The organism is Leifsonia sp. SIMBA_070, assembly GCF_046534635.1.
In the GTDB taxonomy this organism is placed as follows: domain Bacteria; phylum Actinomycetota; class Actinomycetes; order Actinomycetales; family Microbacteriaceae; genus Leifsonia.
In genome coordinates this window covers 1-270 of the sequence record NZ_JAWRYK010000295.1, presented here as the reverse complement: position 1 = coordinate 270, position 270 = coordinate 1, and the positions used below count along the sequence as shown (strand labels likewise).

The window sequence follows — 270 nt, the reverse complement described above, 5'->3', positions numbered from 1 at the left end:
CTGAGCGGCAAGGTCGCCGTCGTCACCGGCGCCTCGCGGGGCGCGGGCAAGGGCATTGCGGTCGCGCTGGGCAGTCATGGCGCCACTGTCTACGTCACCGGACGCACGGTCAACGAAGGCGACGCGGATCTGCCGGGCACCGTTGCGCATACCGCGGAGCTGGTCACAGCCGCGGGCGGCCAGGGCATCGTCGCCGTCTGCGACCACGCCGATGACGGCCAGGTCGCCGACCTCTTCGATCGGGTGCGCAGCGAGCAGGGCGGCCTCGAC

1 protein-coding gene is annotated in these 270 nt (G+C 72.6%); it reads left to right on the top strand.

Features of this window, described 5'->3' with window-relative positions; all coding sequences use genetic code 11:
* Nucleotides 1–270: SDR family NAD(P)-dependent oxidoreductase (locus tag SB754_RS20420; protein WP_410784186.1), on the top strand; the 270-nt coding region annotated here is incomplete at both ends.